Raw genomic sequence first — 24955 nt, 5'->3', positions numbered from 1 at the left:
CTCGCTGCACAGTCAGCGAGAAGCGCGGGGCGGGCGCGGCGCCCGCCGCAAAGCACTCAGCGCACGCCCTCCATCAGCTGCCGGATCCACGGTGCCGCGACCGCCAAGCCCACCCCCAGCGCGACCGCGATCCCACCGACCAGCCCGAAGTAGGGCGCTTCGTTGCCCGGGTCGTAGTGCCCGGCGAGCATGCCTGCCGCGGTGGTGCCCAGCGAGACCGACAGGAAGAACAACGCCACCAATTGGGTGTGGAACGCCTTCGGCGCCAGCTTGGTCGACACCGACAGCCCGATCGGGGACAGGAACAGCTCAGCCACCGTGAACAGGAACAGGATGCCGACGATCGCGACCAGCGGGGTGCCGCCGGGCCCGCCACCGGTCAGCGGCAGGAATGCCAGGAAAGCCAGCCCCATGGTCGTCAACCCGATCGCGAACTTCACCGTCGAACTGGGCTGGCGTTCACCGAGTTTGGTCCACAGCGCGGCGAAGACCCCGGAGAACACCACGATGAACACCGGGTTGATCGCCTGCACCCAACTCGGGGGGATCTGCCAGCCGAACAGCATTCGGTTCAGCCGCTGATCGGAGTAGATCGCCAGCACGGTGAACTGCTGCTGGAACAGCGACCAAAACGCCATGCTGGCCAGAAACAGCGGGATGAAGCCCAGGACCCGACGACGTTCGATGCCGCTGACCTGTCGACTGGACAGGATCACCGCGAAATAGCCGAGTGCGGCCAACCCGGCCGCCGCCGCCATCACCGCGGCGAGGTTCGCGGCGGTCAGTACGCCGGTGAGGACCGCGGCGAGAACGCCCGCCATTGCCAGCGGGGCGGCGACGAGCAGGCGGTTCCGCGCGACGTCGCCGAGCGGGCGGGGTACCTCTCGCGCCGCGTCGGGCAGCCGGTTTCGGGCCCGGGTGTACTGGGCCAGCCCGGCGGCCATCCCGGCGGCCGCCGCCCCGAAGCCGTAGTGGAAACCCAGCGTGCTCTGCAGCAGCCCGGTCAGCAGCGGGCCGAGCAGCGCGCCGATGTTGACGCCGAGGTAGAACAGCAGGAAGCCGGCGTCACGGCGCGGGTCGTCGGTGCCGTAGAGCGCACCGACGATGGCGGTCGCGGTCGCCTTGACCCCGCCGCTGCCCAGCGCGATCGCGACCAGTCCGACGGTCAGCCCGGCCGCACCGGGCAGCACCGCCAGTCCGAGATGTCCGGCCGCGACCAGCACGGCGCTGGCGAACAGCACCCGTTCGCCACCGGCCACCCGGTCGGCGAGCCAGGCCCCCAGGATGGTCGCCAGATACACCCCGCCGCCGTAGGCGCCGACGAGGCCGGTAGCCAACGTCCGGTCGATGCCCAGCCCGCCCTGGCCGACCGTGAAATACATGTAGTACAGGACGATGCCCTGCATCCCGTAGAACGAGAACCGTTCCCACAGTTCGAGTCCGAACAGGTCGGCCAGCACCCGCGGGTGGCCGAAGAAGGTGCGCGGCACCCGGCCGGTGTCGTGCATGGGCCGGGTCAGCGGAACCGGTCGAGGCCCGGGATCTTGTCCATGATGCGGTCGCGCAGGCGCGGCTCCGGCGGCGGCGCCGGAGGCGGCGGGACGTAGACCGGCTCGGCGGCCGGCGGAGGCGCCTGGACCGGAGGCGGCTCGGCCGGGGGTGCTTCAGCGGGCGGCGCCTCAGCGGGCGGAGCAGGCGGTACCTCAGCAGGCGCCTCGGGCGAGCCGGCCTGCTCCGGTGGGCTCTGCGGCTGTTCGGGGGCAACCGGTGCCACCTCGGGGGCGCCGTTGCCCGGGGCGGCCAGCGGTGCCGGAGCCGCTGTCGGGCTGGCGGCAGGCGGCGGGGACGGGCGCACGGTCTGCTGGCCGGCCTGGCTGGACGCGGGCGGCTCCTCGGTGCGCCACGACAGCCGACCGGTCGCACCCAGTGCCACCGCGACAACCAGCAGCACGGCCGCGGCCGCCATCAGCGCCGGGGCGCGCCGGCCCCGACGCGTCGGGGCCGCAGGCTCGGCCACCGGATCGTCGGCCGCCCGGGCGGCGGCCAACGCCGCTCCCCGCGGCAGCGCGAACTCGCCTTCGGCGGCATTGAGCACCGGCTGCGTCGTCACCTGTCGCAGCCGGTCAGCCAGCGCCTCGGTGCCCGCCGAGCCCAGCACGAAGACGGCGTCGGGGCTGGGCCGGATCCCCCGCACCGTCTCGGTGAGCCGGTCGATTCGGCTCTCGGCGTCGGGGGCGTCGACGGCTTCGACGGTCATCCGCCGCGCGTTGACGACCGCGACCGCGGCCGCGTCGGGTTCGGCGTTGCACACCGCGAGGAAGTCATAGCCGGCGACGTCGGCGATCGCGGCGGTCAGCAGCCCGATCGCGTCGTCGTGCGCCAGCGCCGTCACCGCCGCCCGACGGCCCAGCACCTGCTGGGCTTCGGCGGCCGCGGCGGCCGCATCCGGGGACCAGGTCAGCCCGATAGCGCGCCACTGCGCGCGGCCGACCAGCGCTTCGAGGGCATCCGCGTCGTCGGCGTCGACGACGCCATGGTCGAGCGTTGCGCCCGCCCCCGTCCCGTCGACCGTCACCCACCGCGCCTGTTCGCCGGTGAGCGCCACCCCGAGCACGAGGTCCATGTGTGACCTCCGATCCAACTTCGAACCCGTCCGAGGCTACCGGCAGCGCCTCACCGCGGCTGTCCGGCCAGGTATTGCTCGACCGGGATGGGCGCGGTCGCGGTGTAGCCGATCGGCAGCAGGACGTCGCCCGCGGTGGTGTGGTAGTAGACGTCCCAGCGGTAGTAGCCGTTGAACGCGGCCGGGTCTGCGGCCAGCACGGTGGCGTAGTCGGTGACCGCGCGCACGTAGTGGTCGGAGTGGTTGTAGGCGAACACCGCACGGCCCGGGTCCTGGGCGAAGCCGCTGGCGGCCAGGTAGCGCCCGGCCGCCATGATCGCGTCGCGCGGGGAATAGATGTCGCCGCCGTTGCCGTACTGGGCGAACGTCGACGGCAGGAACTGCATCGGCCCGTGCGCGTTGGCGCTGCTGGGTCCGACGATGCGACCGAACCCGGTTTCGACCAGGTTGATCGCGGCCAGGTAGTTCCAGCCGACGCCGGTGGCCGCCTGCGCCTGCCGGTAATAGTTCAACAGTTCCCCGGCCGGGGCGGGCGCGACGATGCGCCACGGCGGCAGTGTCGACTTCGGTTCGGTGGCGGCCAGCGCCACCAGGTTGCGTCGGGCATCGATGTTGCGGTCGTAGACGCCGCGCAACGCCGCCGGAACCCGTTGCTGCGCAACGCCGTCCCACTCCGGATGCCGGCCCATGGTGCGGTAGGCCAGCTGTTGGCGGCGTGCGGCGTCCTGCAGCACCGCCGCCGACGAGGACGGGTTGCGCAGCGCTTGGTCGGCGGCGAGCAGGCCGTCGATGACGCTGATCGGGTCGGTCGCCGGCGGTGCGGCCCCCGCCACCACCGGGGAACACCACGCCAGCAACGCGGCCGTGGCCCACACCACCGGCCGAACCCACTTCCCGCCCATGGCTCTCCTCCGCCGGTGTGCCCGCCTGCCTTCGTCGGCGCCGCAACGAGGGCGACCGGTCGAAGAAGCCGAGGTTACCGCGTGGCCGTTATCGTGAGCAGCGGTGAGCAACAACGCGCGACCGACACCGCGACCGGCCCGCGTCGGGCCGCGCGTCCCGGCGGACTGGACGCCGCTGCGCTGGGGTGGGCCGCCACCGTTCGTCTCCTGGGTCACCTACCGGCTGCCCGACGGTTCGGAGTACACCTGGCGGGCCCGCCCGCACCGCAAACGCACCGGTCCGCTGCTGCTCTCCGCCGACCGGGCCGGGTTACGCACCGGCGAGGGGCAGCCCGCCGACGCGACGAGCCCCTGGCGGCGGTTCTGGGCCCCGCACCGGCTGGCCTGGTGGCTGGCCCTGGTGTTCACCGTCGGCTCGGCGCTGTTCGTCGCCGGCGCAGCCGGCTCCCTGGTCCCGGCGTTCTTCGGCGGGCAGCACCCGATGTCGGTCTTCGCCGAGTCGTGCTATTTCGCCGGCGCGGTGCTGTTCACCGTCGCGCTCTACGGCGTGCTGCTCGAAGCGCTCAACACCGACGAGCGGATCGGCCCCGAGGGCGACAACCCCGCACCCCGGCGGTTCCGCTGGTCACCGGCCCCGGCCGATCTCACCCGCCTCGAGGTCCTGATCCCGGTGGTGTTCCTGGCCGGCTCACTGATCTTCAACTACGAGACCACCGACTCGTTGGCCAGCCTGTTCGACCTGCTGCCCCGGCTGGGCCTTTGGCAGACCACCATGATCGGCTCGGTGTTCTTCCTGCTCGGCTCGATGCTGCAGTTCATCGAGGCGGGCAACCACTACCTCAGCGTCGAACCGCGCGACATCTCCTGGTGGATCGGGGTGCTGTTCATCCTGGGCTCGGTCGGCTTCGTGATCGGCTCGCTGCCCGGCCTGGGGACCCCCGGGGTGCCCGACGCGCACGCCGACGCCGGCGCGCTGATCGTCAAGATCGGCTTCCTGTCCGGCGGGGTCGCCTACCTGGCGGGCAGCTATCTGATGTTGCCAGAGATGTTCAGCCACCTACGCCCCGAGTCAACGGTCCGGCCCAGCTAGCGGTGCACTAGGTTGGGGGCCATCGCTTTCCGGCCCCGCCCTGAGGACACCCCATGCTCAGCACCATGCAGGACGCCCCGCTGTCACTGGCCCAACTGTTGCGCTACGGCAGCACCGTGCACGGCACCGCCGAGGTCATCACCTGGACCGACAACGGCCCGCGCCGGCAGACCTACGCCGAGACCGGGCGGCGCTGCGCCCGGCTCGCGCACGCGCTGACCAAGCTGGGCATCACCGGAGACCAGCGAGTCGGCACCTTCATGTGGAACAACTCCGAGCACCTCGAGGCCTACCTGGCGATCCCGGCCATGGGCGCGGTGTTACACACCCTGAACATCCGGCTGTTCCCCGAACAGCTGATCCACATCGTCAACCACGCCGAGGACCGGGTGATCCTGGTCGATGCGTCGCTGCTGCCGCTGCTGGCCCCCCAACTACCGCAGTGCCGCACCGTCGAACACCTGGTGGTGACCGGGCCGACGGTGCCCGACGCCGACATCCCCGAGTCGATCACCGTCCACGCCTGGGAAGACCTCATCGCCGACGAGCCCGATGAGTTCGACTGGCCCGAGCACGACGAACGCAGCGCCGCCGCGCTCTGCTACACCTCCGGCACCACCGGCGACCCCAAGGGCGTCGCCTACTCCCACCGGTCGATCTGGCTGCACTCGATGCAGGTGTGCATGACCGACGGGATGGGGTTGCGGCAGGGCAACATCGCGCTCAACATCGTCCCGCAGTTCCACGCCATGTCCTGGGGAATGCCCTACGCGGCGTTCATGATCGGGGCGTCGCTGCTGATGCCCGGGCCGTTTTTGCAGCCGGCTCCGCTGGCACAGATGATCGCCGAGGTACGGCCGGACTTCGCCGCCGCGGTGCCCACGATCTGGCAGGGGCTGCTGACCTATCTGGCCGACCACGACGTCGACATCTCCTCGATGAAGAAGGCCGTGGTCGGCGGGTCCGCGGCGCCGCCGTCGCTGCTGCACGACTTCCAGGACCGCTACGGGATCACGGTCATCCACGCCTGGGGCATGACCGAGACCTCGCCGCTGGGGTCGGTGGCCAACCCGCCCGCCGAGGCCACCGGCGAGGAGGCGTGGCGCTACCGCCACACCCAGGGCCGCTTCTCCGCGGCCGTGCGGGCCCGCCTGGTCGACGACGACGGCACCGTGATGCCCCACGACGGCGACGCCGTCGGCGAGTTGCAGGTGCGCGGCCCGTGGATCGCGGGCAGCTACTACCTGGTGGACGCCCCCGACAAATTCGACGACGGGTGGCTGCGCACCGGCGACGTCGGATCCATCACCCCCGACGGCTTCCTGACCCTGACCGACCGCACCAAGGACATCATCAAATCCGGTGGCGAGTGGATCTCCTCGGTCGAGCTGGAGAACCTGGTGATGGGCCATCCCGACGTGCTCGAGGCGGCGGTGATCGGCATCCCCGACGACAAGTGGGATGAGCGTCCGCTGGTGGCGGTCGTCCGGCGCGAGGGGGCGGACACCACGTTCGCACAGCTGCGCGAGCACCTGGACGGCAAGATCGCCAAATGGCAGCTGCCGGAGAACTGGGCGTGGGTGACCGAGATCCCGAAGACCAGCGTCGGCAAGTTCGACAAGAAGCGGCTGCGCGCCGCGTTCGGCGCCGGGGACCTTGAGGTCGAGCGGCTCTGAACGGCGCTACGGCCGATCGTCGCCGTCGATGAGCCGCCGCACCGTGGCGGCCTGCCACGGCTTGCCGCTGCGGGTGCGCTGCCCACAGGCGTTGAGCACCCGGGCGGTGGCCGCGCGGGTGACCCCGCAGTCGCGCACCAGCCAGCGCGCGTAGCCGGCCAGCATCGGCTCCCGATCGCTCCACCGGCCGTGCGGCGAGGGCGGCACCGGCGGGGCCGGCACCTCGACCAGCCTGCCGGTTTCGGCCTCGACGGTCCGGATCCGCGCCGGCTCCCGGGCGCCGACGCCGGCCAGCGCCTCCTCGATCTCCGCGGTCAGCTTCTCCACCCCGGCCACCGCCAGCACGGCGTCGGCCAGGTTGTCCACCGCGCGCACCTCGGCGCGCAGCGCGAAGTCGATCTCGTTCAGCGAGCCCTCGGCCTCGCAGACCGACAGGTTCCGGCCGGCGCGCAACTTCAGCCCGAATCGATCCAGCACCAGGATCATCCGCCGCAGATGCTGATCGCGGCCGAAATCCACCATCGCCCACGGCACCCAGACATCGATGCGCTCCTCGATGGCCTGCGCCAACGCCACCACCACCTCGTCGATGTGGGTCAGGTCCTCATGCCGCAGCGGAGCCGCCGGCTCGAACCCGTAGGCCTCGACCACCTCACAGCCGCTGTCGTGGGCGATCCCGTTCAACTCGTCACGCCGGGCGTGGATGTCACGGTCGCCGAGGAGAACGAGCCGGGTCCTGCCCACCAGGGATGTCATAGCGTTGCGTTCCTCCCACTGCCGAATTGCCGCCTGACCAGAGGATATCGGCGGGGTCTGACATGTTTTCGGGCTCGCGAACACCCCCGTGGCTACCATGGCGCCGGGCTCCGGCCCGCCACCCCAGTGAGCATGAACCGACACGCACCGACACCTGGACTGGACCCGTGACCGACACCTCGAACGCCACTCTCCGCCCCGCCGAGCAGCCCGACACCCGGGTCTTCGACACCGCCGGACTGATCACCCTGCCGATCCGGCTGGTGATCGGCTGGACCTACTTCTCCGCGTTCTGGCGACGGGTGGCCCTGGAGGACAAGCTCGACCCGAACCTGCCCGGCTACATCGGGGAGAAGTTCAACCACTTCCTGCCCAACGCGCTGGGCATCGGCCCGATCATCGAACATCTGCTCACCCACCCCGACCTGCTGCGGGTGGCGATGACGGTCTTCACCGTGGCCGAGGGCGTCGTCGGCGCCTGCATCATGCTCGGACTGTTCACCCGGGTGATGAGCCTGGGGGTGCTCTCGTTCGCGTTCGGGATCCTGCTCAGCGCCGGCTGGCTGGGCACCACCTGCCTCGACGAATGGCAGATCGGCATCCTCGGCGTCGCCTGCGGGTTCGCACTGTTCCTCAGCGGCGGGGGCCGCTACTCGGTCGATCAGCTGCTGCGCAACCGCGGTGCCGATGTCACCCGGCGGCGCTGGTTCCCGCTGGTGGCCTCCGGCCCGATACCGCTTGCCGCGCCGGCGGTGGCCGCGGGTGCGGCGGCGGTCACGGTGCTGGCGCTGTTCACCAACCAGTACTTCCACGGCGGGGTGTACGGCACCCTGCACAACAAGTCGGTGGCCCCGCACATCGAGATCAGCGACGCCCGCTTCGCCGACGACACGGTCACCTTCGAGGTGTACCGCACCGAAGGCGTCGACGTGTACGGATCGTTTCTGATCGGCGTCACCGTCACCGACGACACGACCGGAAAACCGCTGCTGGCCCTCGACGGCGAGGACCTCAGCGAGCTGCCCGCCACCGCGATCGACAACCGCTATGTCGCGCGGGTCGAGCCCGGTGCGCACAGCCTGATCGTGCCGCTGGGCGCGCGCGCCCGGGTGACGCTCGCGGTCCGCGACGTCGACCCGGCGCACACCTACACGCTGACCTTGACCGACGTCAGCGGTGCCAGCTGGGAGGCGCCCGTCGGCGACTGATCGCCGGCATCGAGCCGCGCGAAACGGCGGCCGGGTCTGCTGTCCCACTGGTGCAAAGCCGACCCGGATGTCCGACGGTCACGGTCGTGGGCATCACCTACCCGGACTCGGCGGGAGCGCTGGCCTGGTGCCGTTACCAGGGCTTTGACCGCGACCACTGCGTCGCGAAGGTCATCAGCGCCACCCGGGCCGTGGACGGCAGTACCTCCTACAACTGACACCGTGTCATCGCGGGAAGGTCACGGCTCGGTCGCCAATGCGCGGGCCGCACCGGTCGAACCGATAAGTTAGCGGCAGGCCGCCCCTCCGCGGCCGTACGCCGAGCTGGAAAGACACCATGCGAGTTGACGGGCGCGAGATCAGCGTTACCGGAAACCTGCTGCAACCGTTGAACCGGCGCACCAACGACATCCTGCGCCTGGCCATCGCCGCAGTGGTGCTGGCCGCAGTGATCGCCAGCTCGCTGATCACCCGCCGCGAATGGATCGTGCTGGAGCGTTCGGTGGCGCGGCTGGTCCGGGTGCTCTCCCCCACCCAGGCCAACCTGGTGTACCTGATCTACGGCCTGGCGATCATGGCGCTGCCGTTCGTGGTGCTGATCGGGCTGATCGTCACCCGGCAGTGGAAACTGCTCGGCGCCTACACCGTCGCCGCCGCCGGCGCCTTCATCCCGCTGTCGATCGGCGGCAACGGGTTCGCCGCCCCGCGCTGGCACTTCGACCTCTCCGACCGGCTGGACACCCAGCTGGCCCAGTTCCTCGACGACCCGCGCTGGATCGCGATGCTGGCCGCCGTCGTCGCCGTCGCCGGGCCGTGGCTGCCGCCGCGCTGGCGGCGCTCCTGGTGGACCCTGCTGCTGGCGTTCATCCCGATCCACCTGGTGATCAGCGCGGTGGTCCCGGCCCGCTCGGTGCTGGGGTTGGCGACCGGCTGGTTCGTCGGCGCGCTGGTGATCCTGGTCGTGGGAACCCCCGCCCTGGAAGTGCCGCTCGACGGCGCGGTGCGGGCCCTGGCGCGCCGCGGCTACCGGGTCGACGCCCTGACCGTGGTCCGCCCGGCCGGGCCCGGCCCGCTGGTGATGGCCGCGACCTCCACCGGCGACACCCCCGCCATCGTGCGGCTCTACGGCCCCAACCAGCGCAGCGGCGGCGCGGTACGTCAGATCTGGCGCAAACTGCGGCTGCGCGACACCGAGACCGCCCCACTGCACGCCTCGATGCGCCGGGTCGTCGAACACCGCGGCCTGATGATCATCGCCGCCAACCAGCTCGACGTCGCCAACACCGAGACGATCGCGGTCACCGCCCTGGACCGCGGCTGGACCCTGCACGCCGACACCCCGCCGCGCGGCGTCCCGCTGCCCGACTGCGCCGACACCATCCCGGTCGGGCGGGTCTGGGCCGCGCTGGGCAGCCTGCACCAGGAACAGATCTCCCACGGGGACCTGCGCGGCCACGAGATCACCGTCGACGACGACACCGTGCTCTTCGGCGGGTTCGGCAGCGCCGAGTACGGCGCCACCGACGCCCAGCTCGACTCCGACATCGCCCAGCTGCTGGTGACCACCTCCGCGCTCTACGACCCGCCGGCTGCCGTGGCGGCCGCGATCACCACGTTCGGGCGCGACGCGGTCCTCACCGCCTCGCGCCGGCTGTCCAAGAGCGGGGTGCCCAAACGACTGCGGGCCGGGCTGCCCGACTCCAAGCGGATCATCAGCGCCGCCCGCGACGAGGTGAAACGCCAAACCCACACCGACGAGATCCGCGACGCCACCCTCACCCGGTTCAGCCGCACCCAGCTCATCCAGTTGGTGCTACTGGTCGCGCTGGTCTACGTCGCCTACCCGTTCATCTCGACGTTGCCGACCTTCTTCAGCCAGTTGCGCACCGCGAACTGGTGGTGGGCGCTGGTCGGGCTGTCGGTGTCGTCGCTGACCTACGTGGGGGCGGCGGCCGCGCTGTGGGCGTGCGCCAACGGGGCGGTGAGTTTCCGGAACCTGTCGATCATGCAGATCGCCAACACCTTCGCGGCGACCAGCACCCCGGCCGGTATCGGCGGGCTGGCGTTGAGCACCCGGTTTCTGCAGAAGGGCGGGCTGACCACCACGCGGGCGACCGCCGCGGTCGCGTTGCAGCAGTCGGTGCAGGTGATCGTGCACGTGGTGCTGCTGATCTTCTTCAGCGCCGCCGCCGGGGTGTCGGCGGACCTGTCGCACTTCGTGCCCAGCGCCACCATGCTCTACCTGATCGCGGGCGTGGCGCTCGGTGTGGTGGGCACCTTCCTGCTGGTGCCCAAGCTGCGCCGCTGGATGGCGGTGGCGATCGGCCCGCGGCTCAAAGAGGTCTCCGGGGACCTGCTGGAGTTGGCCCGCGAACCCAAACGGCTCGCGTTGATCGTGCTCGGCGCCGCGGGCACCACCTTGGGTGCGGCGCTGGCGTTGTGGGCCAGCGTCGAGGCGTTCGGCGGCGGCACCACGTTCGTGACCGTGACGATCGTGACCATGGTCGGCGGCACGTTGGCCTCGGCGGCGCCCACCCCCGGCGGGGTCGGCGCGGTGGAGGCCGCACTCATCGGTGGGTTGGCCGCGTTCGGGGTGTCGGCCGCGATCGCGGTGCCCTCGGTGCTGCTGTACCGGGTGCTGACCTGCTGGCTGCCGGTGTTCATCGGCTGGCCGGTGATGCGTTGGCTCACCCGCAACGACATGATCTGACGCCGGTCACGGCAGCAGCCCGGCGCCCTGCGCGGCGTAGGTCCGGCTGATCCCCGGCTCGGGATAACCGGCCTCGGACACCGCTTTTCGCACCGCGGCGGCGACGGTCTTGGCCCGCGCTTCGGGCACCAGCGCGATCACGCAACCGCCGAAGCCGCCCCCGGTCATCCGCGCGCCGAACGCGCCGGCGTCGACGGCGGTGTGCGCGATCAGGTCGATGTGGTCGGTGGTGATCGCGAAATCCTCGCGCATCGAGGCGTGCGATTCGGTGAACAGCCGGCCCACCGCCGGGTAGTCCTCGGCGGCCAGCGCCGCGACGACGTCCAGCACCCGCTGGTTCTCGCTGAGGACGTGGCGGGCGCGGCGGGCATCGGTCGGATCGGTCAGCGCGGTAAGCGCTTCGGCGTCGGTCACCTCGCGCAGCGAGGCGACCCCCAGGGCGGCCGCGGCCCGCTCGCAGGAGGCCCGCCGCTGCGCGTATTCGCCGCCGACGTGCTCGTGGCGCGAGCGCGAGTCGATGAGCAGCAGCGCCACCCCGTGGCCGTACGGGTCGAAGTCGACCGGGCGCACGGTGATCTCGCGGAAGTCGATGAGCAGTGCGGTGGCCGGCTCACCGAACAGCGACGCCAACTGGTCGAGCAGACCGGTTGGGGCACCGACGTAGTCGTTCTCGGCGCGCTGGGCCAACCGCGCCTGCTCGATCCGGTCGAGGGTGATGTCGGCGGCGGCGGTCAACGCGCCGAGCACCGCGCACTCCAGCGCCGCCGAGGAGGACAGCCCGGACCCGATCGGCACGTCGCCGTCGATCGTCAACCGCCCGCCGGGCACCGGGTGCCCGGCTTCACGCAACGCCCAGATCACCCCGGCGACGTAGCCGGCCCAGCCGTCGACGCCGCCGGGGGCGGTGTCCAGCGGGATCGGTGTCGACCCGTCGGCGTTGGCACTCGCGGCGCTGATCACCTCCGACCCGTCCGGTGCGAACGTCGCGACGGTGCGCTGCGGCAACGCGATCGGTAGCGCGAAACCGGAGTTGTAGTCGGTGTGTTCGCCGATCAGGTTGACCCGGCCCGGCGCGGCGTAGCGGATGCTCACCCGCCCACCTCGCGCAGCCGGGCGGCCACCGACTCGGGGGTGACGTCGGCGATGAACGCGTCCATCGCCGACTCCGAGGCGGCCAGGTATTTCAGTTTGGTGGCACTGCGCCGGATCGACATCAACTCGGCGTGGAAGTAGCCGTCGCGTTGGGCGGCCGTGTCACGGTACTGGTGCAACGCCGCCATGTAGGGCAGCGGCTCGTCGTACAACCGATCGAAGCGCTGCAGCACATCCCGGTACAGGGCAGCGAACCCGTCGAGTTCGGTGTCGGTGAGCCCGGTGAGGTTGGGCACCTGCCGATTCGGGTAGAGGTGCACCTCCACCGGCCAGCGCGCCGCGAACGGCACGAACGCGATGGCGTGGTCGTTGGCGGCCACCACCCGGGTCGCTTCCGCGGTCTCACGGGCCAGCAGATCGGCGAACAGGTTGTTGCCGTAGCGGTTTCGATGCTGCTGCGCTTGGTCGAGCATGGCGGCGGTGCGCGGGGTCAGATACGGGTAGCCGTAGATCTGGCCGTGCGGATGGGGCAGGGTCACCCCGATCTCCTCGCCGCGGTTTTCGAAGCAGAACACCTGCTCCACGCCGGGTCGGGTGAGCAGGTCGGCGGTGCGGTGCCGCCACGCCTGCACCACCAGTCGGGCGTGCTCGGCGCTGAGCCCGGCGAACGATCCGGCGTGGTCCGGGGAGAAACAGATCACCTCGCAACGCCCGACACCGGGTGCGGCGACGAAGCCGTCACCCGGGGCCGGCGACACCGACCCGGTGCCGGCCAGGCTGGGGAACCGGTTCTCGAAGACCACGACGTCGTAGTCGTCGGCCGGCACCTCGCTGGTCTCCCCGCTCGGCCCCGGACACAGCGGGCACAGCTCGGCGGGGGGCTTGTAGGTGCGGTCCTGACGCTGCGCGGCGATGATCACCCACTGCCCGGTGGTGCGGTCCCAGCGCAGTTCGGTGGGGTGCTCGGATCGCGGCGGCAGCGGCCGGCGGTCGGGCACCGGCGCGACCGTTCGCCCGGGCAACGAAAAAAACAGCAGGTCGCGGCCGTCGGCGAGCGTCCAGGGCGTCGGCGTGGTCACGGTTGGCAACCTTAACGCCGCGACCGCAGGGCACCATGGAAGCGCGCAACCATCGGGAGGTGCACCGGGTGCCAGAGAGAAACGAGGGGTCGGGCCGAAGCGCGCTCGCGGACAATCCCCGCGACAGCGTCGTCGGCCCGGCGCTGGGTGAGCGGGTGCGCACCTGGGTGATCGGCTCCGATCCGGGGTTGGTGCGCCTGCACTCGGCCATCCGCACCACGGTGGCCCTCGGGCTGTCCCTGCTGGTGCTGTTCGTCATCGCCTCGGCGGCCGGTCAGCCGGTCACCGTGGCGGTGCTCGGTGCGGTGGTCGCGATGGTGTCGGCGCGCGCGGTCAACGAACCCGATGCCCGGTCTCGGCGCATCACGCTGGCGCTGCTACCACTGCCCGCCACCGCGGCGCTGGTCGCGGCCACCCTGCTGGATCCCTACAAGGTGGTCGCCGACGCGGTCTTCGTGGCGATCACGTTCGCCGCCGTCTATGCGCGCCGGTTCGGCTCGCGCGGCATGGCGCTGGGGATGGTCACGGTGATGAGCTACTTCTTCACGCTGTTCCTGGAGGCCAAGGTCAGCGAGTTGCCGTGGCTGATCGTGGCGGTGGTGGTGGGCAGCCTGTGCAGCCTGGTGTTGACCAGCTACCTGCTGCCCGAACGTCCCGAACGGGTGCTGCGCCGCACCGTGTCGTCGCTGCGGGCCCGGATGGCGATCGTGGTCGACGCCGCCGCCGAGACCGTACAGGCCGGCCGGTTCGATGAGCGTCACCGGCGCCGGCTACGCGTCCGGATGAATCGGCTGACCGACACGGTGCTGTCCGCGCAGGGCCAGTTGGAGGAGAAGGTCGACCCGGCCACCGTGTGGCCCGGGGTGACCAGCGCGGAGCTGACGTTGCGGCTGTTCGACGCGGAGTTGACCGTGGAGCGCATCGCGATCACCGCGGCCCGCGCCGCCGAGGCCGACCTGCCCGCCGCCACCCGCGCACAGCTGGTCGGGCTGCTGCGCCGGCTGGCCACCGAGCTGCACGTGCCGGGCTCAGTGGGGATGGCGGAGTTGGCCGAGCAGGCCCGCGGACTCGACGGCGGACCCGACGCACACCGGCTCGCGACCGCGGTGGTCGACACCACCGCGGTGATCGGGCGGTTGCGGGCTCTGGCCGAACAGGGCGGCGGAACCGCCGACACCGCCGCCACGTCGCCGCCCGCGGCCAAACCCTTTGACGAGGAACCGGCGAGTGGATTGCGGCCCACCACCCGCCAAGCCGTCCAGGTGGCGATCGCGACCACCCTGGCGATCATCGCCGGGGAGGCGCTGTCCCCGGCCCGCTGGTACTGGGCGGTGATCGCGGCATTCGTGACCTTCGCCGGCACCACCTCGTTCGGTGAGACCCTGACCAAGGGCTGGCAGCGCCTGCTGGGCACCCTGCTCGGGGTGCCCTCGGGGGTGCTGGTGGCCACCGTGGTCTCCGGCAACACCGCGGCGGCAGTGGTGATGATCTTCCTCTGCCTGTTCTTCGCCTTCTACCTGATGGCGGTGTCCTACAGCCTGATGATCTTCTGGGTCACCACGATGCTCGCGCTGATGTACGGGCTGCTGGGACAGTTCAGCGTCGACGTGCTGCTGCTGCGGCTCGGGGAGACCGCGGTCGGCACCGCGATCGGTGTGGGCGTGGCGGTGCTGGTGTTGCCGGCCCGCACCGGCACCGCGATCCGCGCGGCCGCGCGCGACTTCCTGGCCGAGCTGTCGACGTCGGTGTCCACCTCGGCCGAGGCGCTCGGCGGCGGGCCCACCACCGCACCCAGTGAGCAGGCCCGCGTCGTGCACCGCAGCCTGCAGGATTTCCGGACCACCGCCAAACCGCTGACCGTCGGGATCGCCGGAATCGCCGGGCGGACCAGCATCCGACGTGGCCTGCGGCTGTTGAAGGCCTGCGATCATTACGCGCGCGCCCTGGCTCGGGCCAGCGAGGGACCCGATCCCGGTTCGGTGCCGCTGGCCGAGGCCATCACCGCGGCCGCCGAGGCCGCCCGGGCCAACATCGACGCGCTCGCCGAGGTGCTCGACCGGCACGGCGGTGACCCGGAGGTCCGCTCGGCGGCCGACCTGATCGACGCTGCCGACGCGGTGGCCGGGCAGTTGCCTGACGACCGCCGGCTGCAGGCCGGGCTACACGCGCTGCATCAGATCGATCGGGCGGTGGTCGACGCGGCCGCCGACCTGGGCGCTCAGAACATCAGGCTCTGGTAGCCGGAGCGGTCGAGCGGATCGGGATGACGTCGGCGTCGGGCCGGGTGTCGTGGCGCAGGTGGGCGATCGCGGCCTTGGCGGCGCGGCGCAGCGCGCCGTACTCGCCCAGGTAGCCGGCCAGCCCGCCGACCCCGGGCAGCACCCCGAGGCGACGGAAGATTCCGCGTGGCTGCGGACGCTGGTCAAGTTCGTCGCGGATGCGGCGCAACACGCCGGCCAGGTGCCACAGCGACCGGGCGAACGCGAACGGGTTGGCGCCGATCCGGTGCGGCTCCGGGCCGTGGTGCTGGGCCTCGGCGATGACGTCGGCGTCCAGCTCCCGGTTGCAGAGCACCGCGGCCAGCAGCCGGATCAGTTCACCGCGGTCGGTGACCCCGTACTCGCGGGCGACCGCGCACAGCACGATCGCCTGGTTGGCGAAGCCGAGCATGTCCTGCACCGGCAACGCGGCCGACAGCACCCCGAAAGCCCGCGGCGAGGCGACCAGCACCGTGTTGGCCGCACCGACCCGGCGTACCCACCAGTTCACCCGGTGCCGGACGTCCATGGTCGCCCACGCCCGGGTGCCCGGCGCGTGAGCGATGTTGAGGGCGACGGCCAGACCGTCGAGGACCCGATCGACGGGGGCGTCGCCGCCGCCGGGCTGGTAGGTGCGCGCCTTCAGGCCGAACAGGTCGGCGTCGGCGAGCACCACGACCATCGGGTCGATCAGCCGCACCGCGCGGCTCAACGCTTCGGCGACCTCCGCATCGGAGAGCACCGTGCGACGAAACCCGACAAGACCCATGACGCGATCTTGCGCCATCGGCGCACCCGCCGCCACCCCGCGTCCCACCTCATTGTTTCGATTGTTTCGATATGCCGGCTGGGGTGAGTACGCTGGAGTCATGCCCACCGCCTCCAGCCCCCTCGCCGACCGGGTCGCCGCGCGCGCCCGCCGCGACAGCGACTTCGCCGAGGTCCTCGACACCCTGCTGGCGGCTCCCACCAGCCCGCAAGGCCACCTGGAACGCGTTGCCGCCCAAGCCCTCAACGACCAGCGTCGCGCCGCCCTGACCCAGGACTTCGTCGACGGCGCGCTGCCCACCCCGCAGGTGCAGCAACTGCTCGGTCTCGGCACCCCGCAGGCGGTGCACCGGATGCGCTCGCGCGGCCGGCTGCTCGGCGCCGCGGTGGGCAACCGGACCTGGTTCCCGGCGTGGCAGTTCGACGGCGACCGACTCCACCCCGACCTGCCGCAGATCCTGGAGCTGCTGGCCCGGTTCACCGCCGACCCGCTGGCCGCCGACCGGGTGATCCGGCTGACCCGCGAGGAACTGGGCGGGCGCTCCATCGCGCAGGCGCTGCGCCACTCCGCCGCCGACCCGGCCTCCGCCCGCACCGCGATGCGGCTGCTGACCGCCCTCGGTGCCTGAGCTCGCCGCCGGCTACCGCAGGCCGCCGCCGCAGGACCGGCCCACCGGCCTGGCCCGGCGGCAGGTCGCCGCGGGTACCGAGCTGTGGCGGATCGAGGCCGAGGCGCCGGTGGCATGGCGGTGGACGGGTTTCCCCCGGCCGCGCTTCCGCTTCGACCCCGAGTCCGGCGCGTTCCGGACCCGCTACGCCGGGGCCACCGCGGTGGGCGCGGCCCGGGAACGCTACCGCGGCACCGGGCTGATGATCCCCGCCGACCACGCCGACCACCACCTGACCCGGCTGGTGGCGGCCCGGCCGCTGCGGGTGCTCGACCTGCGCACCGAACGCAACCTGGACCTGCTCGCGGTGGACGATCAGATCAGCACCGGCCAGCACCCGCTGGTGTGGCAGACCTGCCAACGGCTGGCCGACGCGGTGCACCGGTGGTGGCCGGCCCCCGACGGCCTGGACGCGCTGGTCTACCGTTCGCGCACCACCCCGGAGGGCTCGCTGAACTACGCGATCTTCGCCACCGAGGCGTTCACCGTGCAATCCTGGCCGCTGGCCGAGCGGCCCGACCTGCTGACCGACCTGGTGCTGCGGCACGGTTTCACCGTGAGCTGGGATCTCACCTCGTAGCCGGCCGGGGGCCGTCGTCGGCCGGGGGCGCAGTCAGCCGGGGGCCGTCGTCAGCCGGGGGCGCAGTGCCTCCGGGCCGACCGGCTCCCCGGCGGCCACCGCTTCGGCCAGGCCGTCGGCGAACCCGAGCAGCCCGACGATGTCCACACCGTGGCGGTCGGCCCCGACCCGGCGCAGCCGCTCCGCGGAGCGCTCCAGCAGTGCCGCGGCACCGACCGGGTTCCCGCGCTGAATGTGGGTGATGCCCACCGCCAGCTGCGCCAAGCCCTGCCACAGCGTCCGCTCGCCGGGCGGGCCGGTCTTCCACGCCGCCTCCAGCACCTCGTGGGCGTGAAACGCCCGCCCCTCATCGAGGAGCCGCTGGGCGTAGTCGAGGGTCTCCGCCGGCGGCAGGTCCAGGTCCTCGGGGATGCCCGGCACCCCCGCGCTGCCGTGCGGCAGCGGGCGGCCCAGCTCGTCGCGCGGCCGGGCGTTGCGGGGCCGGCCGTCCTCGTCGCGGTCACGTTCGGCCATGTCCCCATCATGCCGGTCGCCGTACACTACTTCGAATGACGCGCACCCGGTGGCCGGCCGCGGTCCTGACCATGCTCGTCGCCACCGGCTGCCATTCGGGTGATTCGCCGTCCGCAGCGCCGCAGACCACCCCCAACGCACCGGGCCTGGCGTTCTGCCGCCAACTCGGCGGCACCTGGAACACCCCGGCCCGCAGCTGCACCCTCACCGGGCGCAACGAGCACACCCACATCAAGGTCAGCTACCCGGTGGGACTGCTCGAGGACCCGGCCGCCGGGCCCGCGCTCAAGGATTACGTCGAAAGCTACGTGCACCGGCGGTCCGACGAGGCCGACGACCGGGAGAGCAACACCACGCTGACCCACACCCTGTTCCACCACGGCGACGACGTCACCTCGGTGCTGTTCCACGGCGAGTACTACACCCAAGGCACCCCGCACCCCACCGACGAGTACGCCACGTTCACCTTCGACACCGCCGAACACCGCCGGCTGCAGCTGGCCGACCTGTTCTGTCCCGGCGTCGATCCGCTGCAGGCGATCCCGTCGCTGATCCGCTCCTCGATCGAGGACCAGCTCGGCGACACGCCGCTGAACGTCGAGGACTTCGAGCCCGGCCGCACCCGCCTCGACTACTCCGACGGCTACCGGGCCTGGCTGCTCGACGACGACGATCTGGTGTTCTACCTGCCGGCGGAGCGCACCGGCCCGGTGGCGGCCGGAATGGTCACGCCCCGGCTGGCGTTGAGTGACCCCGACGCGCCGTTACGCCAGAACGGTTGCCCGACCTGATGGAATAGCGAGATGCCCAGACCCTTTACTGAAGCCGAACGCGCCGAGTTCCTCGCCGAAAAGCACATCTGCGTGCTGTCGGTGGCCGCCGGCGACGGACAGCCCCCGGCGAGCATCCCGATCTGGTACGACTACACCCCCGACGGGATGATCCGGATCAACACCGGGGTCAACAACCGCACCGCCCGGTTGGTGCAGCAGGCCGGGGCGGTGACCGTCGTCGTGCAGCGCGAGGAGCTGCCCTACAAGTACGTGGTCATCGAGGGCACCGTGGTGGCGGCCACCACCCCGGCACCGCTGGAGGCCCGCACCGAGATCGCCGTGCGTTATCTCGGCGAGGAGCGCGGCCGCGCGTTCGCCCGCCACGGCGACGACGCCGACGCCGTATTGTTCACCATCCGGCCCGACCGGTGGCGCACCAGCGACTTCACCGGCGACGTGTGAGCGGCACACCCACCGACGCCCCGGGCGACGACGACGGCGCCGAGACCACCGACGCGGCCGCCGCGGCGGCTACGCCGACATGGCGTCGGTTCGCCGTCGTCGTCATCGCCGCGATGGCCGTCGTCGGAGCACTCATCGCGATCACCGTCACGGTGGCGCACCGGGGCCACCGTGACGGTCTCTCCGACGAGGAGACCCGCACCCAGATCGTCGACGCCGCCGGGGCCATCGTGCGCAACGCCGGCCTGCAGAAGGCCACCGGGCGGTTCTTCTTCCGGTCGTGCCCCGAGGACGAAGCGGACGATGCCGACCCGCAGGGACCGCCGTACAACGGCCAGGTCGACATGTCCTTCGCGGTGCCCGCCGACGTCGCCGTCGACGAGTACCTCCGGCGGATCTCGGTGATGCTGGCCGTACACGGCTGGCAGACCACCATGCCGCCGCCCGGCGACGACACCTGGATCGCCCACAAGGGCGGTGTCGCCGCCGCGCTGTCCCCCGATCCCGGTGACGAGCACCGCGGCCGGGCGACGGTGTTCGGCGAGTGCCGCAACTGGGGTGAGCACGACGGCGACGAGGGCACCGACGTCACCGGCCGGCTGTGGTGACCTCCGGTCTCGCGCTGCGAGCCCGCCACCGCCATGGCAGGCTGCCGGTTATGTCCTTCAAGGTGCACCTGGATCAGAAAGACTCACTGGCGGAGAAGTTCAAGAACCACGACGACTACGAGTTCCTGCGCGGCGGGGTGTTGTGCGTCCACCGCCAGAACGGCAAGCGGATCTATTACGCGCCCGATCACTGGCGGTATGTGGAGGCCGACGACGATCATCCGCCGCGTTCCAGCTGATTTTCCCTCGGACGGGGGTCGCGGGTCCGGACCGTTCTCGGTGGTCGCTGAACCGTGGTGCCAGGTGCAGGATTCGAACCTGCGTAGGCTTACGCCGACGGATTTACAGTCCGCTCCCATTGGCCGCTCGGGCAACCTGGCGGGGGTGCGGTATGCAGACTACAACGACGGCGGGCCGAAGACACAAACGCCCACCGTCGAGAGGAAAGGGGACCGATCCCATGGCGGATTCATCGTTCGACGTTGTCAGCAAGGTTGACCGCCAGGAGGTCGACAACGCCTTGAACCAGGCCGCCAAGGAACTGGCCACCCGGTTCGACTTCCGCGGCACCGACACCGCAGTCGCCTGGAAGGGCGAGGAGGCCATCGAGCTGACCAGCTCCACCGAGGAGCGGATCAAGGCCGCCATCGACGTGTTCAAGGAGAAGCTGGTCCGCCGCGACATCTCGATGAAGGCGTTCGAGTTCGGCGACCCGCAACCCTCCGGCAAAACGTTCAAGGTGGTCGGCACCCTCAAGCAGGGCATCTCCGGCGACGACGCCAAGAAGATCACCAAACTCATCCGCGACGAAGGCCCCAAGGGCGTCAAGACCCAGATCCAGGGCGACGAGGTGCGGGTGTCGTCGAAGAAGCGCGACGACCTGCAGTCGGTGATCGCGCTGCTGAAGAAGGCCGACCTTCCGGTCGCGCTGCAGTTCGTCAACTACCGCTGAGCCGGGCCGCCGGCTCCGCTGGGCCGGTTACGCGGCCCAGCCCGAACCGTTGTGCCTATCGTGGTGAGGACGACCACACTCCCCCGGAAGCGAGGCCGACGATGACCGTCACCGCCCACGTTGCGCGTCCCGACCGTCCCGCCGAGGACGGCGGTGTCTTCGACGTGGTGATCATCGGTGCCGGCATCTCCGGCATCGGCGCGGCCTACCGGCTGACCGAACGCAACCCCGACCTGCGCTACGTCATCCTGGAGCGCCGCGAGCAGCTCGGCGGCACCTGGGACCTGTTCCGCTACCCGGGGGTTCGCTCCGACAGCAGCATCTTCACGCTGTGCTTCCCGTACGAGCCGTGGACACGCAAGGAGGGCGTCGCCGACGGCGACAAGATCCGCGAATACCTCGGCGACACCGCCCGCAAATACGGCATCGACCGGCACATCCGCTACAACAGCCACGTCCGCGCCGCGGACTGGGACTCCGACACCGACACCTGGACCGTCACCGTCGAGCGTGACGGCACGCCGGTCAGCTACCAGGCGCGGTTCGTGTTCTTCGGGTCCGGCTACTACAACTACGACGAGGGCTACACCCCCGAGTTCCCCGGCATCGAAAGCTTCCGCGGCTCCGTGATCCACCCCCAGCACTGGCCGGAGGACCTCGACTACACCGGCCGCTCGGTGGTGGTGATCGGCAGCGGCGCGACCGCGATCTCGCTGATCCCGGCGATGGCGGAGAAGGCCGCGTCGGTGACCATGCTGCAGCGCTCCCCCACCTATCTGATCTCCGCGTCGAAGTTCAGTGCGTTCGCCGACTGGCTGCGGAAGTTGTTGCCGCGCAAGTTCGCCCACCTGATCATCCGGCTGCGCAATGCCGTGTTCGAGGGCATCATCTGGCTGTTGGCTCGCAAGACGCCCGCGCTGATGAAATGGATCCTGCGCCGCCAGGCGGTGACCAGCCTGCCCGAGGGCTATCCGGTCGACGTGCACTTCAAGCCGCGCTACAACCCCTGGGACCAGCGGCTGTGCCTGATCCCCGACGGGGACCTCTACGAGGCGATCAGCACCGGACGGGCCGAGGTGGTCACCGACCGCATCGACCACTTCGACGCCGACGGGATCGTGTTGCAGTCCGGCCGGCGCCTCGACGCCGACGTCGTCGTCACCGCCACCGGCCTGCAGTTGCAGGCCCTCGGCGGGGTGACGCTGAGCCTGGACGGCACCGAGATCAAGCCGCAGGACCGGTTCGTCTACAAGGCACACATGCTCGAAGACGTCCCCAACCTGTTCTGGTGCGTCGGCTACACCAACGCGTCCTGGACGCTGCGCGCCGACATGACCGCCCGGGCCACCGCGAAGCTGATCGACTACATGACCTCCCGCGGCTACACCCACGCCTACCCGCACCTCGGTGACGAGCCGATGCCGGAGAAACCGGCGTGGGACATCCAGGCCGGCTATGTGCTGCGCGCCCTGCACGCACTGCCCAAATCCGGCACCAAACGCCCGTGGAACGTCCGGCAGAACTACTTCGCCGACGCCGTCGACTACCGGTTCGACACGCTGGGCGAATCGATGGTGTTCGGCCGCCGCGCCGAACCGGCCCTCACCGGCTGACCCGATGGACAACGATGCGCTGGCGGAGCTGCGGCGCCGTCGCGGGCTGACCGAGGACGGCGCACGCGCCGACAAGGTCGCCCGCCGCCACGCCGCCGGCGGTAACACCGCCCGGGAGAACATCGCCGCCCTGGTCGACCCCGGCTCGTTCGTCGAATACGGCCGGCTGGCCACCGCCGCCCAGGAGAAGCGGCTCTCCGCCGAGGACCTCATGGCCCAGACCCCTGCCGACGGGCTGATCGGCGGGCTGGCCCGCGTCGGGGGCCGGCCCTGCGCGGTGCTGACCTACGACTACCTGGTGATGGCCGGCACCCAGGGACTGCGCGGGCACCACAAGTCCGACCGGCTGCTGGCCACCATCGCGCGGCTGGGCTGTCCGGCGGTGTTCTTCACCGAAGGTGGCGGCGGACGACCGAACGACACCGACTATCCGGCGGTGTCCTCGCTGGACGTGCGCACGTTCGCGCTGTGGGCGCAGCTGTCCGGGGTGGCGCCACGGATCGCGGTCGTGGCCGGGCACTGCTTCGCGGGCAACGCGGTGCTGGCCGGCTCGGCCGACCTGCTGATCGCCACCGAGAACGCCACCCTCGGGGTCGCCGGGCCGGTGATGCTGGCCGCCGGCGGCCTCGGCGAACACCGTCCCGACGAGCTCGGCCCGGTCTCGGTGATGGCCGCCAACGGCGTCATCGACGCCGTCGTGCCCGACGAGCCGGCCGCGGTGGCGCTGGCCCGCACCCTGCTGGGCTACTTCGGCGGGGATGTCGCCCCGGGAGTCGCCCCCGATCAGGACGCGTTGCGGTCGGTGATCCCGCAACGCGAACGCACCCCGTTCGATGTGCGCCCGGTGATCACCACGCTGTGCGACGAGGGCACCGTCACCGTGCTGCGCGAGCGGTTCGCCCCCGAACTGGTCACCGCGTTCGGCCGGATCGAGGGCCGCGCGGTGGGGTTTATGGCCAACCAGACGCTGCACATGGCCGGGGCGCTGACCTCAGACGCCTCGGACAAGGCGGCCCGGTTCCTGCAGCTGTGCGACGCTTTCGGCGTCCCGGTGGTCTCGCTGGTCGACACCCCCGGGATCATGGGCGGCCCGGACGCGGAGCGCTCCGCGGTGCTGCGCCACGCCTCCCGGGTGCTGGTGGCCGCCGCCCGGCTGCAGGTACCGCTGATCGGGGTGGTGCTGCGGCGCGGCTACGGGTTGGGCGCGCAGGCGATGCTGGGCGGCTCCACCCATGAGCCGCTGCTCACCGTGGCGTGGCCGGGCGCGCACATGGGTCCGATGGGCCTGGAGGGCGCGGTGCGGCTGTCCCTGCGCAAACAGCTCGCCACCCTGGAGGACCCGGCCGAACGCGACCGGGTGGTGGGCGAGGCCACCGCCGCCTACCGCGAGCACGTCACCGCGTTCAACGTCGCGCGCGCCTTCGAGATCGACGACGTGATCGATCCTGCCGAGACCCGCGCGGTGCTCGCCGCGACGCTGGCCGCGGCCGGACCGGACGGCTTCCGCGGCAGCGGGCGCGTCGTCGACACCTGGTAGCGCGCAACCTGATCGCGCAACCGCCGGTAAACGCGCGGCGGCGGCAATACGCTAGCGGCATGTCAGCCGCTCTGCGTAGTCCGAAGGTCGTCGTCCTCGGCGGTGGATCCTGGGGCACCACCGTCGCCTCCATCTGCGCGCGGCGCGGGCCAACCCTGCAGTGGGTCCGGTCGGCCGAGACCGCCGCGGACATCAACACCAACCACCGCAACTCCCGCTACCTGGGTGACGACGTGGTGCTGTCGGAGTCGCTGCGCGCCACCACCGACTTCTCCGAGGCCGCCCAGTGCGCCGACGTGATCGTGATGGGGGTGCCCTCGCACGGCTTCCGCGGCGTGCTCACCGAACTCGCCGCCGAGTTGCGCCCGTGGGTGCCGGTGGTGTCGCTGGTCAAAGGCCTCGAGCAGGGCACCAACCTGCGGATGTCGCAGATCGTCGAGGAGGTGCTGCCCGGGCACCCGGCCGGCATCCTGGCCGGGCCCAACATCGCCCGCGAGGTGGCCGAGGGGTTCGCCGCGGCTGCCGTGCTGGCGATGCCCGACCAACACCTGGCCGCCAACCTGGCGAACCTGTTCCGCACCAAGCGGTTCCGCACCTACACCACCGATGACGTGATCGGGGTGGAGATGGCCGGTGCACTCAAGAACGTCTACGCGATCGCGGTGGGGATGGGCTATTCGCTGGGGATCGGAGAGAACACCCGGGCGATGGTGATGGCGCGCGCGGTGCGGGAGATGTCCAAGCTCGGCGAGGCGATGGGTGGGCAGCGCGACTCCTTCGCCGGGCTGGCCGGGATGGGCGATCTCATCGTCACCTGCACCAGCAAGCGCAGCCGCAACCGGCACGTCGGTGAGCAGCTCGGCTCCGGTAAGACCGTCGAGGAGATCATCGCCGCGATGAACCAGGTCGCCGAGGGGGTGAAGGCGGCCAGCGTGATCATGGAGTTCGCCAACGAGTACGGGCTGAACATGCCGATCGCCCGCGAGGTCGACGGCGTGGTCAACCACGGATCGACGGTCGAGCAGGCCTACCGCGGCCTGATCGCCGAAACCCCCGGCCATGAGGTGCACGGCAGCGGGTTCTGACC

Annotated in this window: 24 protein-coding genes and 1 tRNA gene; 16 read left to right on the top strand and 9 right to left on the bottom strand. The window is 71.3% G+C overall.

The features are described from left to right. Positions 1 to 56 precede the first annotated feature (56 nt). From AWC30_RS06770 to AWC30_RS06760, 3 genes are read right to left on the bottom strand one after another with little or no spacing between them, the layout of a single operon-like run. Positions 57 to 1508 carry a peptide MFS transporter gene (locus tag AWC30_RS06770; protein WP_085109428.1) on the bottom strand — a complete coding sequence of 484 codons (1452 nt, stop codon included), beginning with the start codon at positions 1506 to 1508 and terminating at the stop codon, positions 57 to 59. An 8-nt stretch (positions 1509 to 1516) separates the two neighbouring features. Further along, positions 1517 to 2623: a DUF7159 family protein gene (locus AWC30_RS17765; RefSeq protein ID WP_085109427.1), complete on the bottom strand. Its 1107-nt coding sequence runs from the start codon at positions 2621 to 2623 to the stop codon at positions 1517 to 1519. A gap of 50 nt (positions 2624 to 2673) precedes the next feature. Next, the gene (locus AWC30_RS06760; protein WP_085109426.1) at positions 2674 to 3525 is read right to left on the bottom strand and encodes a lytic transglycosylase domain-containing protein; all 852 of its coding nucleotides are present in this window, start codon (positions 3523 to 3525) and stop codon (positions 2674 to 2676) included. Positions 3526 to 3628: 103 nt separating this feature from the next. Here AWC30_RS06760 and AWC30_RS06755 point away from each other — a divergent pair, with 103 nt between their 5' ends. Beyond that, positions 3629 to 4615 (top strand): hypothetical protein, encoded by a 987-nt coding sequence (locus AWC30_RS06755; RefSeq protein ID WP_085109425.1) that lies wholly within the window; start codon positions 3629 to 3631, stop codon positions 4613 to 4615. Positions 4616 to 4668: 53 nt separating this feature from the next. Beyond that, the gene (locus AWC30_RS06750; RefSeq protein WP_085109424.1) at positions 4669 to 6291 is read left to right on the top strand and encodes a long-chain fatty acid--CoA ligase; all 1623 of its coding nucleotides are present in this window, start codon (positions 4669 to 4671) and stop codon (positions 6289 to 6291) included. Between the two features lie 6 nt (positions 6292 to 6297). Here AWC30_RS06750 and AWC30_RS06745 read toward each other — a convergent pair whose 3' ends face one another. After that, complete coding sequence (locus AWC30_RS06745; protein WP_085109423.1) at positions 6298 to 7047, bottom strand: hypothetical protein; 750 nt, start codon at positions 7045 to 7047, stop codon at positions 6298 to 6300. A 167-nt stretch (positions 7048 to 7214) separates the two neighbouring features. Here AWC30_RS06745 and AWC30_RS06740 point away from each other — a divergent pair, with 167 nt between their 5' ends. From AWC30_RS06740 to AWC30_RS06735, 3 genes are all read left to right on the top strand, one after another. Beyond that, the gene (locus AWC30_RS06740) at positions 7215 to 8255 is read left to right on the top strand and encodes a TQO small subunit DoxD (protein ID WP_234807967.1); all 1041 of its coding nucleotides are present in this window, start codon (positions 7215 to 7217) and stop codon (positions 8253 to 8255) included. Between the two features lie 86 nt (positions 8256 to 8341). Continuing rightward, on the top strand, positions 8342 to 8473 hold the full coding sequence (locus AWC30_RS18190; RefSeq protein WP_264000387.1) for a hypothetical protein: 132 nt from the start codon (positions 8342 to 8344) through the stop codon (positions 8471 to 8473). Between the two features lie 119 nt (positions 8474 to 8592). Beyond that, entirely contained in the window at positions 8593 to 10965 is a 2373-nt protein-coding gene (locus tag AWC30_RS06735) for a lysylphosphatidylglycerol synthase transmembrane domain-containing protein (RefSeq protein WP_085109421.1), read from the top strand. A 6-nt stretch (positions 10966 to 10971) separates the two neighbouring features. Here AWC30_RS06735 and AWC30_RS06730 read toward each other — a convergent pair whose 3' ends face one another. Further along, entirely contained in the window at positions 10972 to 12057 is a 1086-nt protein-coding gene (locus AWC30_RS06730; protein WP_085109420.1) for a galactokinase, read from the bottom strand. Then, complete coding sequence (galT, locus tag AWC30_RS06725; RefSeq protein ID WP_085109419.1) at positions 12054 to 13136, bottom strand: galactose-1-phosphate uridylyltransferase; 1083 nt, start codon at positions 13134 to 13136, stop codon at positions 12054 to 12056. The genes AWC30_RS06730 and galT overlap by 4 nt, the downstream gene beginning before the upstream one ends. A 167-nt stretch (positions 13137 to 13303) precedes the next feature. Between galT and AWC30_RS06720 the strand changes: the two genes are divergently transcribed. Continuing rightward, positions 13304 to 15376: an FUSC family protein gene (locus AWC30_RS06720; RefSeq protein WP_085109493.1), complete on the top strand. Its 2073-nt coding sequence runs from the start codon at positions 13304 to 13306 to the stop codon at positions 15374 to 15376. On the opposite strand, the gene AWC30_RS06715 is transcribed toward AWC30_RS06720, so the two are convergent. After that, complete coding sequence (locus AWC30_RS06715) at positions 15363 to 16181, bottom strand: hypothetical protein (protein ID WP_207568401.1); 819 nt, start codon at positions 16179 to 16181, stop codon at positions 15363 to 15365. The two genes, AWC30_RS06720 and AWC30_RS06715, sit on opposite strands and share 14 nt — an antisense overlap. 82 nt (positions 16182 to 16263) lie before the next feature. Here AWC30_RS06715 and AWC30_RS06710 point away from each other — a divergent pair, with 82 nt between their 5' ends. Both AWC30_RS06710 and AWC30_RS06705 read left to right on the top strand, forming a co-directional pair. Further along, positions 16264 to 16791 (top strand): hypothetical protein, encoded by a 528-nt coding sequence (locus tag AWC30_RS06710; protein ID WP_085109418.1) that lies wholly within the window; start codon positions 16264 to 16266, stop codon positions 16789 to 16791. Beyond that, complete coding sequence (locus AWC30_RS06705; RefSeq protein WP_085109417.1) at positions 16784 to 17410, top strand: RES family NAD+ phosphorylase; 627 nt, start codon at positions 16784 to 16786, stop codon at positions 17408 to 17410. The genes AWC30_RS06710 and AWC30_RS06705 overlap by 8 nt, the downstream gene beginning before the upstream one ends. Positions 17411 to 17443: 33 nt before the next feature. On the opposite strand, the gene AWC30_RS06700 is transcribed toward AWC30_RS06705, so the two are convergent. Further along, on the bottom strand, positions 17444 to 17923 hold the full coding sequence (locus AWC30_RS06700; protein WP_085109416.1) for a DUF309 domain-containing protein: 480 nt from the start codon (positions 17921 to 17923) through the stop codon (positions 17444 to 17446). 35 nt (positions 17924 to 17958) lie between these two features. Between AWC30_RS06700 and AWC30_RS06695 the strand changes: the two genes are divergently transcribed. Genes AWC30_RS06695 through AWC30_RS06680 form a run of 4 tightly spaced genes read left to right on the top strand, consistent with a single transcriptional unit; the run spans position 17959 to position 20005 of the window. Continuing rightward, positions 17959 to 18714 carry a DUF3298 domain-containing protein gene (locus tag AWC30_RS06695; protein ID WP_085109415.1) on the top strand — a complete coding sequence of 252 codons (756 nt, stop codon included), beginning with the start codon at positions 17959 to 17961 and terminating at the stop codon, positions 18712 to 18714. Positions 18715 to 18726: 12 nt separating this feature from the next. Beyond that, positions 18727 to 19158: a pyridoxamine 5'-phosphate oxidase family protein gene (locus tag AWC30_RS06690; protein WP_085109414.1), complete on the top strand. Its 432-nt coding sequence runs from the start codon at positions 18727 to 18729 to the stop codon at positions 19156 to 19158. Then, a complete protein-coding gene (locus AWC30_RS06685) occupies positions 19155 to 19766 on the top strand; it encodes a lipoprotein LppJ family protein (protein ID WP_085109413.1) in 612 nt (203 codons plus the stop codon). Before AWC30_RS06690 ends, AWC30_RS06685 begins: the two co-directional genes overlap by 4 nt. A gap of 50 nt (positions 19767 to 19816) precedes the next feature. Beyond that, positions 19817 to 20005, top strand: a complete 189-nt coding sequence (locus tag AWC30_RS06680; RefSeq protein WP_085109412.1) for a hypothetical protein — start codon at positions 19817 to 19819, stop codon at positions 20003 to 20005. 55 nt (positions 20006 to 20060) lie between these two features. Here the strand turns inward: AWC30_RS06680 and AWC30_RS06675 are convergent. Continuing rightward, a tRNA-Tyr gene (locus tag AWC30_RS06675) sits at positions 20061 to 20146 on the bottom strand. Positions 20147 to 20226: 80 nt separating this feature from the next. On the opposite strand from AWC30_RS06675, the gene AWC30_RS06670 reads away from it, so the two are divergent. From AWC30_RS06670 to AWC30_RS06655, 4 genes are all read left to right on the top strand, one after another. Continuing rightward, entirely contained in the window at positions 20227 to 20718 is a 492-nt protein-coding gene (locus AWC30_RS06670; protein WP_085109411.1) for a YajQ family cyclic di-GMP-binding protein, read from the top strand. A gap of 101 nt (positions 20719 to 20819) precedes the next feature. Further along, entirely contained in the window at positions 20820 to 22331 is a 1512-nt protein-coding gene (locus AWC30_RS06665; protein WP_085109410.1) for a flavin-containing monooxygenase, read from the top strand. A gap of 4 nt (positions 22332 to 22335) precedes the next feature. Continuing rightward, a complete protein-coding gene (locus AWC30_RS06660) occupies positions 22336 to 23868 on the top strand; it encodes an acyl-CoA carboxylase subunit beta (RefSeq protein WP_109561953.1) in 1533 nt (510 codons plus the stop codon). A gap of 59 nt (positions 23869 to 23927) precedes the next feature. Further along, positions 23928 to 24953 (top strand): NAD(P)H-dependent glycerol-3-phosphate dehydrogenase, encoded by a 1026-nt coding sequence (locus AWC30_RS06655; RefSeq protein WP_085109409.1) that lies wholly within the window; start codon positions 23928 to 23930, stop codon positions 24951 to 24953. The last annotated feature ends 2 nt before the right edge of the window (positions 24954 to 24955 follow it).

The organism is Mycolicibacillus trivialis, from assembly GCF_002102395.1.
In the GTDB taxonomy this organism is placed as follows: domain Bacteria; phylum Actinomycetota; class Actinomycetes; order Mycobacteriales; family Mycobacteriaceae; genus Mycobacterium; species Mycobacterium triviale.
This window is presented reverse-complemented; position numbering and strand designations above follow the sequence as displayed.